14 protein-coding genes are annotated in these 12,405 nt (G+C 33.6%); 1 reads left to right on the plus strand and 13 read right to left on the minus strand.

Translation table 11 applies throughout. The features are described from left to right. Positions 1-44: 44 nt before the first annotated feature. Positions 45-554 (plus strand): acyl-CoA thioesterase, encoded by a 510-nt coding sequence (locus tag ACXGSQ_RS03030; protein WP_458628168.1) that lies wholly within the window; start codon positions 45-47, stop codon positions 552-554. Positions 555-627: 73 nt separating this feature from the next. On the opposite strand, the gene ACXGSQ_RS03035 is transcribed toward ACXGSQ_RS03030, so the two are convergent. The 13 genes from ACXGSQ_RS03035 to atpE form a co-directional block, all read right to left on the minus strand. Beyond that, on the minus strand, positions 628-1,851 hold the full coding sequence (locus ACXGSQ_RS03035; protein ID WP_458628169.1) for a murein hydrolase activator EnvC family protein: 1,224 nt from the start codon (positions 1,849-1,851) through the stop codon (positions 628-630). Beyond that, complete coding sequence (locus ACXGSQ_RS03040; protein ID WP_458628170.1) at positions 1,851-2,645, minus strand: DUF4292 domain-containing protein; 795 nt, start codon at positions 2,643-2,645, stop codon at positions 1,851-1,853. Before ACXGSQ_RS03040 ends, ACXGSQ_RS03035 begins: the two co-directional genes overlap by 1 nt. 3 nt (positions 2,646-2,648) lie before the next feature. Then, the gene (locus ACXGSQ_RS03045) at positions 2,649-4,010 is read right to left on the minus strand and encodes a tetratricopeptide repeat protein (protein ID WP_458628171.1); all 1,362 of its coding nucleotides are present in this window, start codon (positions 4,008-4,010) and stop codon (positions 2,649-2,651) included. Further along, complete coding sequence (locus ACXGSQ_RS03050; RefSeq protein ID WP_458628172.1) at positions 4,003-4,305, minus strand: antibiotic biosynthesis monooxygenase family protein; 303 nt, start codon at positions 4,303-4,305, stop codon at positions 4,003-4,005. Before ACXGSQ_RS03050 ends, ACXGSQ_RS03045 begins: the two co-directional genes overlap by 8 nt. Positions 4,306-4,358: 53 nt before the next feature. Next, entirely contained in the window at positions 4,359-5,378 is a 1,020-nt protein-coding gene (locus ACXGSQ_RS03055) for a sugar nucleotidyltransferase (RefSeq protein ID WP_458628173.1), read from the minus strand. 128 nt (positions 5,379-5,506) lie between these two features. After that, positions 5,507-5,941 carry a dUTP diphosphatase gene (dut, locus tag ACXGSQ_RS03060; RefSeq protein WP_458628174.1) on the minus strand — a complete coding sequence of 145 codons (435 nt, stop codon included), beginning with the start codon at positions 5,939-5,941 and terminating at the stop codon, positions 5,507-5,509. A 47-nt stretch (positions 5,942-5,988) separates the two neighbouring features. Then, positions 5,989-7,446 carry an oligosaccharide flippase family protein gene (locus ACXGSQ_RS03065; RefSeq protein ID WP_458628175.1) on the minus strand — a complete coding sequence of 486 codons (1,458 nt, stop codon included), beginning with the start codon at positions 7,444-7,446 and terminating at the stop codon, positions 5,989-5,991. 179 nt (positions 7,447-7,625) lie between these two features. Next, positions 7,626-8,153 carry a hypothetical protein gene (locus tag ACXGSQ_RS03070; protein WP_458628176.1) on the minus strand — a complete coding sequence of 176 codons (528 nt, stop codon included), beginning with the start codon at positions 8,151-8,153 and terminating at the stop codon, positions 7,626-7,628. A 300-nt stretch (positions 8,154-8,453) separates the two neighbouring features. Next, positions 8,454-9,314 carry an ATP synthase F1 subunit gamma gene (atpG, locus tag ACXGSQ_RS03075; protein ID WP_215926480.1) on the minus strand — a complete coding sequence of 287 codons (861 nt, stop codon included), beginning with the start codon at positions 9,312-9,314 and terminating at the stop codon, positions 8,454-8,456. Between the two features lie 105 nt (positions 9,315-9,419). After that, positions 9,420-11,000: a F0F1 ATP synthase subunit alpha gene (gene atpA, locus ACXGSQ_RS03080; RefSeq protein WP_458628177.1), complete on the minus strand. Its 1,581-nt coding sequence runs from the start codon at positions 10,998-11,000 to the stop codon at positions 9,420-9,422. A 56-nt stretch (positions 11,001-11,056) separates the two neighbouring features. Continuing rightward, positions 11,057-11,593: an ATP synthase F1 subunit delta gene (gene atpH / locus ACXGSQ_RS03085; protein ID WP_458628178.1), complete on the minus strand. Its 537-nt coding sequence runs from the start codon at positions 11,591-11,593 to the stop codon at positions 11,057-11,059. A 6-nt stretch (positions 11,594-11,599) separates the two neighbouring features. Continuing rightward, positions 11,600-12,100: a F0F1 ATP synthase subunit B gene (locus tag ACXGSQ_RS03090; protein ID WP_458628179.1), complete on the minus strand. Its 501-nt coding sequence runs from the start codon at positions 12,098-12,100 to the stop codon at positions 11,600-11,602. A 98-nt stretch (positions 12,101-12,198) separates the two neighbouring features. Further along, the gene (gene atpE / locus ACXGSQ_RS03095) at positions 12,199-12,399 is read right to left on the minus strand and encodes an ATP synthase F0 subunit C (protein WP_020896353.1); all 201 of its coding nucleotides are present in this window, start codon (positions 12,397-12,399) and stop codon (positions 12,199-12,201) included. Between the last annotated feature and the right edge of the window lie 6 nt (positions 12,400-12,405).

Genomic DNA, 12,405 nt, shown 5'->3' on the forward strand with positions numbered 1-12,405 from the left:
TTCATCCTAAATTCGCTCTATCTTTGCACAAATTTTAATAACCTATGCCATCTAGAACCGCATTTCAGTCTAAAACCATTGTTACCGATTTGGTATTACCAAGCGAAACGAACCCTATCAATAACTTATTTGGTGGCGAATTATTGGCTCGTATGGACAGAGCAGCTAGCATTTCTGCAAGACGACACTCTAGACGTATTGTTGTAACCGCTTCTGTAAACCACGTGGCCTTTAATAGAGCAATTCCACTAGGTAGTGTTGTAATGATTGAAGCTAAAGTATCCCGAGCATTTTCATCTTCTATGGAAGTGTATATGGATGTTTGGATTGAAGATAGAGAATCTGGTGACCGAGTTAAAGCTAATGAGGCCATTTACACCTTTGTTGCTGTAGACGAAACCGGACGACCTGTAAAAGTCCCTGATCTTGTGCCAGAAACAGAATTAGAAAAACAACGTTTTGATGCTGCTCTAAGACGTAAACAATTGAGTTTGGTATTAGCTGGCAAAATGAAACCTTCTGAAGCAACTGAGTTAAAGGCACTTTTTAACTAATAAAACGCAGTTATTTTTATAGTGATAATACTGAACAAGTTTAAAACAACACTGTTTTTTCCCTTGTTAGCATCTAAAATTTAACCAACCAAGGTTCTGGGTTCATTACCTGATCATTTTTATAAATTCTAAAACCTAATAATGATTCTCCTTTTATTTTATTAGTAAATACTTTCCCTATAACTTGACCTGCAACAACTTTATCTCCCTTCTTTACATTAACCTGAGATAAGTTCATGTAAACACTAAAATAGATACCATGTCTAATAAATACAGCCGGATTTCCGTTTTTAATCACTAAAATCCTTGAAACCTCACCACTAAAAACAGATTTAACATCCGATTTTTCTTCTGTTGCAATATAAATACTCTTATAGTTTTGTGTTACTGTATTATCTACTAGTGACCGTTGTTTCCCATACTTTACTTTAACAACCCCTCTAGATACTGGCCATCCCAATTTCCCTCTATTAGATTCAAAATTTGAAGACAATAACTTTGCTTCAGGTGTTAATACAAACTTACCTTTAGAAGATGTTGTACCAGATTTTTTATTTGCAGCAGCTATTGTTTCTCTAATAATCCGGTTGATTTCCTTATCTAATCGGTCCGCTTCTTGCTTCTTTTGTTTAATTTGAGACGCGAATTTCCCCATATCAGACTTAATGGAAGCCATTAAAACCTCACGTTGTTTTAATTCATCTTCCAATTCGCGTTTAGCAATTCGGTTTTCTTCAATAAGTTTTTTCTTATCTTCTTTTTGTTTAGATAATTGAATATTTAACTCTTGAAGTTCCTTTGTTTTAAGCTTTATCGCTTCCCCTTGTTCTTTTTGATATTCTCTATATTGTCTTATATATTGAAGACGCTTGTATGCCTGCTGAAAGTTACTCGAAGACAATAAAAACATCACTCTGCTTTGTTCAGATTTACTCTTATACGATTTTACAATCATTGCAGAATAATCGTTTTTTAATTCCTCTAGTTGAGTTCTTAAACTTGTAATTTCTTGTTGATTCGTATTGATTTCTCGAGTCAATAAATTAGCCTGCTCGTTGGTAATTCTAATTAAGTTTTTTCTAACGTTTACTTTGTAATTGATATCTTCAATAAGTGTTATTGCCGATTTTTCTTCTTTCTTTTTAGTGAATAACAACGCATTGATTTGCTTAATCTCTCTTAGCTTTTGCTGACGTTGTGCCTCTAACTCTTTTTGCCTATCACTTTGAGCAAAAACAGAGAAGCTAGACATTAAAAGTCCAGTTATTAAAATAATATAGAAACGATTTTTAGTCATTATTTAATCACAATTTCTTTATATCCTGAAGGAATATTAAACGGGAAACGCACATCAGCATTCAAAGATACAGATTTGAACTCCATGGTAATCGCAACTTCGTCAGTATCTTCAACAGCAATAATTCTTATATTCTGTGGTATAATTTGTTTATCAACTTCTTGATACGACGCATAATCGACCTGAAGCATTCGTTTTTTCAGTATTTGTTGTAATTGCAAACTATCCATTTTAAAATGTGATGGATTAATTAAATAAAACAACTCCATAAGTGCATTTTGATCTTGGGGCTGCAACGCATAAGAATTATTATTAATGGAAACTAGGTATGGTTCTTCTTTTAGATCATAAATCGCTTGACCTAAAAGGATATTTTGCACTTTCATAAAATCGAGATCTATCCCTACAACATCACTTAATAGTTTATAATCTCCATCAAAATATTCATTATCTAGTTTATTATAAAACTTCACTTTATCTGGCGTAATCATCATACGTGCCATGCCTAATACGGACTCACTTAACCAAATCACTTTATCTTTTTCCATTCTAAGCGTGAAACCAGCCCCTTGCGAACTGTTATTCTGAGTAATATCAATTTTAACTCTTGCTCGTAATGTTTTAAATTCAGAATCATTCTTTTGGTGAAGCTTAATCACTTGTTTTGCAGAAAGCTTATTACTTGCTTCTCCCGATTCTATAACGCTTTTGGTAGAATTACAACTGAATGCAAATGCGATTAAAATGACACTTAGCGTAAGTTTCAAATTACTATATCCTTGAGATAAATTCATTAATTATTGGGCTTTTAAGGCTTTTGCCTTTTTAGCAAACGTTTCAGATTTACTAATATTATTTAGGGCTTTGTAGGCTAGACTTAATTCTGAATAAAAATCGGCTTCCATACTAGGGTTATCAATTAAAAAATCTAATCCCATTTCTAGATTCTCAATGGCTTTTTTAGGTGCGCTCATATTATTATGTGCTACAGCATTTACTAAATATAAAATAGGTTGCGCAGGATATAATTCTAAAGCACGCTCACTATCTATTATAACGGCATTATAATCCTTTATATCTAATTGAAGTAGTAATACGTCTTTTATTAATTTAAAATCGTTAGGACTTTGTTTTAAGGCTTCTTTAAAGTTTGAAAGTGCCTTAACCTTATCACCCGCTTTTAAATAGTAGTGTCCTAAATCACTATGCGTTTGTGCATCTTTATTATCATCTATAAGCGCTGTAATATCTATGAGGTCTGTTTCGTATTTTGGATGTTTCGCCACAAAAGCGACAAAATCTTTAAGGACTTTGGTTTTTGCATCTGCATTAATTTCTGGACTTGTTAAAACTTTCTTTACAGAGTTAATAGCTTCGTCTACTTTTTTATCTTGAAGATAAAACTTATACAATGCCAAGTGCACAAACTTTGAGTCTGGTTTTACTTTTAATAAATTCTTAGCGGCTTTATAAGCCTTTTTATAATCACCTGTTTGGCTGTAGCGATAAATCAGTTTTAAATGATTATCTTCATTATTAGGATTTTTAGCTATACGTTGTTCTAAGTTTTCAATTCTGTCATCTGCGTTGCCTGTAATGCTATAAATGTCATTTCTCATGGCATCTCTAGACTCGCTTAGACCATATTCCGCATCTAACTCATCTAATAAATCTAAAGCTAATTTGTATTTTTCTTCTCTTACATAAAGCGCTGCTAAATCCTCTTTATAATCGGGATGATATTTTACCAATTGCTTAATGGTTTTTAGCGCATTCTTTATATCACCTTGTTGAAAATAGACATCATAAAGCTCATCTAGAAACCAAACATTGTCGGGCTGCATGCTTATTGCTTTCTTTAGGTTCTCTTCAGCGGCTCCAAAGTTTTTAAGTTTGTTATAGTTTTTACCCAGTTCAAAATAGATGACCGGTTTTTTACTATCTAAATTCAAGCATTTTTGAAGTGCCTCTACTGCTCTATCATAATTTTCAATACCTTTTTGCAATAGAGCTTCAAAAAAATACTCCTGAAATTCATCTTCTACATTACCTAAATCATCATCTGGTCGTTTATTAAAATCGACTTGAGCATAGGTATGCTGCGGAACTATTACCATTCCGAAGAGAAAAATCAATACTAAGATGTAGTTCTTATTCACTTTGTTGTTGCTTTAACAAGTCTTCAATCACTTTAAATTTTTCTAACACTTCAAATTTTTCGCAAGATGCTTTCATCATTTGTCTAAAATGATTGGCTTCTTCAGGCAAATTTCCCCCAGCATTATCAAACGTATTTTTATCAGGCCATTGTGCATAAGCCAAGAAGTTTAGCGTATCCTTTTTATGTAATCTAGACCCTAAACTTCCTTCATATTTGTAAATCAATGCTGTTAACCCTTTCCAAGCTTCAACAAACGCTTCTTCTTGATTAGGTTTTATTGTAATTGTGTACAAAACGATATACATCTTTGCTTGATTTGAATAGCGAGATTATTCTATTTCAATAATTATTCCATAATGGTATAATCACCAATACTAATCTTTGTAAACTCACCATTATACTTTACGTGATTACCAATCATAGCTTCGTCTAACTTAGCATTTTTAATTGTTGTTTGGTTTTGTATTAAGCTATTTTTAACGGTTGAGTTTTCAATAACGCAATCTTTTCCAATTGAAACATAAGGGCCAACGGTTGTATTTTTTAATACCGTACCTTTTCCAATATAACAAGGCTCAATAATTGCTGAGTTTTCTAAAACAACAGAAGCATCAATTAATGGCTCTTCATTATCTGCTGTTAAAAAACCTAACATTCTGGCATTTGTTTCTAGAGTAACGGCTTTGTTTCCGCAGTCCATCCATTCATCTACAGTTCCTGTTTTAAAGATTTTTCCGTCTGCCATCATGCGTTTAATACCATCGTTAATTTGGTATTCGCCACCGTTCATTATGTTTTCGTCTAAAATTTCTTGTAATTTTTCTTTTAAAACAGCAACATCTTTAAAGTAATATATTCCTATAACAGCTTGATCACTTACAAAAGTTTCTGGCTTTTCAACTAATTCAACAATATTTTGGTCGTCGTTCAATTTTACAACACCATAAGCTTCAGGGTTGGCCACACACTTCGTCCAGATGACACTATCTGCCGTTGGATCTAAATCAAATTCTGCTCTAATCAAGGTATCTGCATAAGCAATTACCGCAGGACCTGATAAAGACGGCTTAGCGCTCATAATAGCATGCCCTGTACCTAAAGGCTGATCTTGTCTGTATATAGAAGCTTTTGCCCCTAAACCTTCTGCCAATTCTGTTAAACTCTTAACCACATCGTCTCCAAAAAATGCTGGATCACCTAAAACAAACGCAATCTCTTCAATAGGTTGCTTTAGTACTTTAGCAATATCCTTCACCAAACGATGTACTATTGGTTGCCCAGCAACTGGTATTAATGGTTTTGGTACGGTTAAACTATGTGGTCTTAGGCGCGATCCTCTGCCTGCCATTGGTACTATTATTTTCATCGAAAAATTGTTTTCGTTTCCACAACAATGGAAATCTGTTTAATTTTATTTTAGGTCATTGATTTCAACCTAATCTTTATTTTTTAGATTTTATATCTACAAGGTTTTTCAAATCTTACAGGAGTCACCTAAGAAACACCCGTACTTCCAAAGCCACCTTCCCCTCTATCTGTGTTAGATAATTCATCTGTGAGTTCCCATTCAGCACGTTCGTGTTTTGCTATGACGAGTTGCGCAATACGTTCTCCTGTTTGAATGACGAAATCTTCATTAGATAAATTCACTAATATTACTCCTATCTCACCTCTATAATCGGCATCAATAGTTCCAGGGGCATTTAATACCGTTATACCTTTTTTTGCTGCTAAACCACTTCGTGGTCGCACTTGCGCTTCATATCCTACTGGCAGTTCAATAAATAAACCTGTCCCTACAATACTACGTTCTAAAGGTTTTAAAGTTCTCGGTTCTGATAAATTGGCACGTAAATCCATACCAGCAGAAGCCATCGTTTCGTAATGTGGTAAATCGTGATTGGATTTATTGATGATTTTTATTTTCATATGTTTTTATAAAAGTGCTTTCTATTGTGCTAAAGCTGATATTCTGATTATAGCTTTAAGACTTGTTTTAACTCTTTCTTTTCAAGTAAAATACCTAAGCCCAAAAATACAATTAACATTGCAATTCCGATAATATAATTCTCTCGATAGTTATAGAAATAGATAAATGAAAACAGAATAGATACCAAAAGGTATAGGCTTATTTTCTTTAAGTCATAAGGAATTGGATAAAATTTCCTTCCATAATAAAACGATAATAGCATCATTATTAAATACGCTGAAAGCGTTGCTATTGCAGATCCTTTAAAGCCAATTACAGGTATTAATGCGTAATTTAATACCAAAGTTATAAGCGCTCCAAAAATTGAAATATAAGCACCAAACTTGGTACGATCTGTTATTTTATACCAAACCGAAAGGTTATGATAAATTCCCAAACAAAAGTTAGCCAGTAATATAAATGGCACAATCCACATCGCTTCGTAATAAGCTTCGCTTCTAATAATATATGGTTTTATAACATCTGCAAAAACCACAACCGATAAGAGAATTGCAGAACCAAGAGCCACAAAATATTCTAAAATTTTAGCATAGTTTTTCTGTGGGTTATCTGTTTTAGAATGACTAAAAAAGTAAGGTTCTATACCTAAACGAAACGCTGTAGCAAACAAGGTCATAAACAACGAAAGCTTGTAACAGGCCGAATACATACCAACTTGTTCATCGGCGACATCAGAAGGCAACAATTTTTCTAGTAAAATACGATCAAACGTTTCATTAACCGAATAGGCAATTCCTGCAATAAGAACAGGGATGGCATAATGCATCATTTTTTTCCATAAAACAGCATCAAATTTTAATTTAACACGAACATAGAAGGGAAGTAATAGAAGCAAGGTAAATCCGCTTGCTATGACGTTAGAAATGAAAATGTAGCTAATTTCAAAATTGGGCTTATAAATACGATCTAAAATTGCATTATCCGCTGCTAAATCCTTTAAATACAATAAAAGGAAAACATTGAGCCCTAAGTTAACAGCAACATTAAATATTTTAATAATTGCATAACGCATTGGCCTCGCCGTAGCGCGTAACCACGCAAATGGAATAATAACTAAAGCATCTAATAACAAAATGACAAAAACCAAATTGAGATACTTAAGCTCTATATTTATTAGTGTAGAAATTTGATGTCTAAAAAGAAAAGCAATTCCTAACAATGCAAAAGAGCTAATTATTAATGAAACTGCAGAGGTACTCGTCACTTTATCTTGATGGTCTTCTTTATTAAAAAACCTAAAAAAAGCAGTTTCCATACCATAGGCTAAAACCACATTAAACAATACAAAATAGGCAAATATAAACGAAACACGACCATACTCTTCAACAGAAAGTACTGTTGGATTAGTGTACAGTGGTACCAAAATAAAACTCAACATTCTAGGTAGCACAGTAGCTAGTCCGTAAATAAATGTTTGTTTAAAAAGTGATTTAAATCCGCTCAATTTAATTGTGTTGATTTAGCCCAAAAGTATTGAAATATTATCAAAAGTCGAGCTATTTAAATACGTGTTTATATGCACTCCTCAATATCGTCATAAAGTTCACGATTGTAATTCGATTATTTTCCATAAAAAAAGTCTCACAAAAATAGTAAGACTTTAATATATAGTTTAACACGGGTTTATTCATTATCATCTATGGCTGAAGCAACATCAGTTGATGACGTATTATTATAAATTGAAGGAGGTCCATCCTCATAATAAATCCCTGTCACTTCATTAAGATCCGTAATTTTCACATATTTCGTTTCTCCGTTTTCTACAAAACTAATTGCACATTCTGCATCTGCTAAGTCAAATGGATAATCTTGTGGTTTTTCTGCTTTTGTAAAAGTATAATACGGATTATTGTTCTTTAAAACCGCAACGTATTTATCATTCTTATGAACAAGTTTGCCCTTAAGGTTTCTAAAGTAAATACTATCTATAATAACATGAGCACTTTTATTTGCTACTGGAACAAAAATATTGATTCCTGTACCACCAACTTTGATTCCAGCAAACCACTCTTGAAACGTTACAGGTTCTACTTTAAACGGAGTAGATTCTTCAAAAACTGAGGTATCGACTTTAGAACTTGAACACTGAACCGTGAACGATAAAGCAATAGCTAAAGCACTGGCATAAGACGCCCTTCTTAGTAGTTTCATTATATAGTAGGTTAAGGTTTGGGGCATCAATATATAAAAAATAATAAAATTTACTCCTTTATACGCACTATAAACCGATAAGGTGATTATATAAGTAAGAAATTACTCAATAAAAAGATTTAATTACACTACATAAAAAATCTCAATAGCACCTATCTTGTTAAACATCAACACCTTTTGTTTCCCCCTAATGTTACGTTAAAAATCGCTTAGCTAAATAAATTGCATAAAAAAAACCTAACTCATTAGAATTAGGTTTCTTATTATATTAAAATTTATCGCTTATGCTAAAATTCTGTTTTAATTATTTAAAGCTTCAGCCCCACCTACAATCTCAAGGATTTCGTTTGTAATAGCGGCCTGACGTGCTTTATTGTATGTTAATTTAAGTTGATCTCTTAATTCCGTTGCGTTGTCTGTTGCCTTATGCATTGCTGTCATACGTGCACCATGTTCTGAGGCAAAAGAATCTCTAATACCTTTGTATAATTGCGTTTTTAAAGACTTAGGAATTAACTCTTCAACAATTTCTAATTTAGATGGTTCAAAAACATAGTCTAAATTAATGTTATCGTCGCTTTCTACAGGCACTATAGGTAAGAACTGCTCTGTCATTATAATTTGTGTTGCAGCGTTCTTAAAGTGGTTGTAAACGACTTCAATTTTATCAAACTCACCTGATACGAATTTATCCATCAGCATTTCTGCGATAACAGAAACATTATCAAAGGTTAAATCGTCAAAAATTTCACTTTTATTTCCAATAACTCTATTTTGTTTTGCAAATGCATCATTAGCTTTTTTACCAATAGCTAATACTGAAACATTTTTAGTTGCATAAACATCATTAATCAAAATATTAGTTTGCTTAATAATATTAGAATTAAAGGCACCACATAGCCCTCTGTTAGATGTAACTGCTACAATAAGTACGTTTTTAATCTCACGTTGTTCTGCATACTTACTTCCAGAATCTGCATCTAAAGTTGCACTTAAACTCTGAAGCAATTCCGTTAACTTATTAGAATAAGGACGCATCGCTGTAATAGCATCTTGGGCTTTCTTTAACTTAGCAGCAGATACCATTTTCATGGCACTGGTAATCTGCATCGTTGATGACACCGATGATATTCTGTTTCTAATTTCCTTTAAATTCGCCATTCTTTATATGATAAAGACTCTTTGCCAAAGCTCAGAGTGACATTAGTTTAATACTTAAAATTTAGAGTTATGAGTTGGTTGACTCATAACTCTAAACTTATAACTTTATGATCTGTACTTTCCTGAAAGGTCTTTTGCTACACTTGTTAGCGTATCAATAACCTCATCAGTTAATTTACCTGCCTTTAATAAATCTAAAGTATCCTTATGCTTTGCATTTAAGAACTCTAAATAGTCGCGTTCAAATTCTTTTACTTTTTCTACAGGAACATCTTTTAATAAGTTCTTAGAACCCGCATAAATAATAGCAACTTGATCTTCTACTTTAAAAGGATCGTTTTGCGCTTGTTTTAAGATTTCAACATTACGCTTTCCTTTATTAATTACATTTAACGTCACAGCATCTAAATCCGAACCAAACTTAGCGAAAGCTTCAAGTTCACGATATTGTGCTTGATCCAGTTTTAACGTACCAGATACCTTTTTCATTGATTTTATCTGAGCGTTACCACCCACACGAGATACCGAAATACCTACGTTAATTGCTGGACGAACACCTGAGTTAAATAAATCACCATCTAAGAAAATCTGACCATCAGTAATAGAAATTACGTTGGTTGGAATATAAGCCGAAACGTCACCTGCTTGCGTTTCAATAATTGGTAATGCTGTTAATGAACCACCACCTTTAACCATAGGTTTTAAAACATCTGGAAGGTCATTCATTTCTCTAGCAATAGCATCATTATTAATGATTTTTGCAGAACGTTCTAATAATCTTGAGTGTAAATAAAATACATCTCCAGGATACGCCTCACGTCCCGGTGGACGTCTTAATAATAACGAGACCTCACGGTAAGCAACCGCTTGTTTTGACAAATCATCAAATACAATTAGAGCTGGACGACCAGTATCTCTAAAGTACTCTCCAATAGAAGCTCCTGTAAACGGTGCATATACTTGCATTGCAGCAGGATCTGATGCATTTGCAGCTACTATTGTTGTGTATGCTAAAGCTCCTTTTTCTTCTAAAGTTTTAGCAATTAAAGCTACTGTCGACGCCTTTTGACCAATAGCAACATATATACAATATACAGGCTCACCTGCATCGTAAAATTCTTTTTGATTTAAGATAGCATCAATACAAACTGCTGTTTTTCCAGTCTGACGGTCACCAATGACCAACTCACGTTGTCCTCTACCTACTGGAATCATAGCATCAATAGCTTTAATCCCTGTTTGTAATGGCTCAGTTACAGGCTCTCTGTAGATAACACCTGGCGCTTTACGCTCTAATGGCATCTCATAAGTTTCACCTACTATTGGACCTTTACCATCAATTGGGTTACCTAAAGTATCAACAACACGACCAACAATACCTTCACCTACTTTTACAGATGCGATACGTTCAGTACGTTTTACCGTAGACCCTTCTTTAACTCCTACTGAAGTTCCTAAAAGTACAATACCTACGTTATCCTCTTCAAGGTTAAGAACGATTCCTTCTGCACCACCATCGAATTCAACTAATTCGCCATATTGCGCATTAGCCAATCCGTAAGCACGTACAATACCATCACCTACAGTTAATACTGTTCCTACTTCGTCTAATGAAGCACCTGCTTCAAAACCTGAAAGTTGTTGTTTTAAGATTGCTGATATTTCAGCTGGTTTTACTTCTGCCATCTCTTTTAGTCTTTAGCTTTTAGCTGTTAGCTTTTTAGAACTAACCTAAAACTATATTAATTAAATGTAAATTCTCTTTTTAATTTATCGAGTTTGTTTGCAATACTAGCATTGTACTGAATATCGCCTACTCTTAATATGAAACCACCTAAAATGTTTTCATCTATTATATTTTTCACCTCTGCTTCTTTTCCTGTAAGCTCTTTAACTTTAGCTAATACTTTAGTCTTTAAGTCTTCAGTTAATGGAACCGCTGTTGTAACTGATGCTACTTGACTTCCTCTTAACGTATCATATAAGTGCATATAACTTGATGCTACGTCGTTTAATAAAGGTAACCTCTTATTAGCAATTAAGACATCTATTAAATTTGTGGTTATTGTATTAGCATCTGTAAATACAGCAAATAACACCGCTTTTTTATCCGAAGATTTTACAACAGGACTTTGAAGCATCTGATTTAAATCTTCACTTTCAGCGATTGCTTTAGTGATTGATTTCATATCATTATTCACCACCTCAGCGGATTTCTGATCTGTTGCTAAGCTTAAAACCGCTTTAGCATATCGAATTGCAGCTCTTGATCCTGACATCTCTTACTAGTTTAAAGTTGCTTCACCTAACATTTCTTCAATCAACTCAAGTTGCTTGTCTTTGTTAGATAATTCGTTACGCACTACTTTCTCTGCAATATCTAAAGATAAACCTGCAACATGGCTTTTTAATTCTGCCATAGCTGCTTTCTTTTCACTTACAATTGCTTCTTGAGCTTGTGCAATCATTTTATTGGCTTGTGATTGTGCTTGGGTTTCAGCATCAGAAATCATTTTAGCTTTCAATTCACGTGCTTCCTTAAGCATACCTTCTCTTTCTAAACGTGCTTCTTGCAATAATCGTTCATTGTCTGCTTGAAGATTAGCCATTTCACGCTTCGCTTTTTCAGCAGCATCTAAAGCGCTTTGAATTCCTTCTTCTCTCTCATTTAAAGAATTAAGAATTGGTTTCCACGCAAACTTCACCATAAGGGCTATTAATGCCAACATTAATATTGTTGATACTACAAATAATCCTGGTGAAAAATCGTTTAATAATGTTTCCATACTATTAAATAATTAAATGTTTTGTCTTTTTTTAATTTAAAAACACATCCTGCAACCAACCGTTGCAGGCTTGTGTTCTTGTAAATTTATTTTGGTTCTTATTTTCCTAAGAATAAAGCACCAAATGCTAAACCTTCTAAAAGTGCAGCAACAATAATCATTGCTGTTTGGATTTTACCTGCTGCTTCCGGCTGACGAGCAATACCTTCCATTGCTTTTCCACCGATTTGACCAAGTCCAATACCTGCTCCGATTACGATTAATCCTGCTCCAATTAAATTGTAAGTTACTGGTTCCATAAAAAT

Source organism: Winogradskyella sp. PC D3.3 (assembly GCF_054366245.1).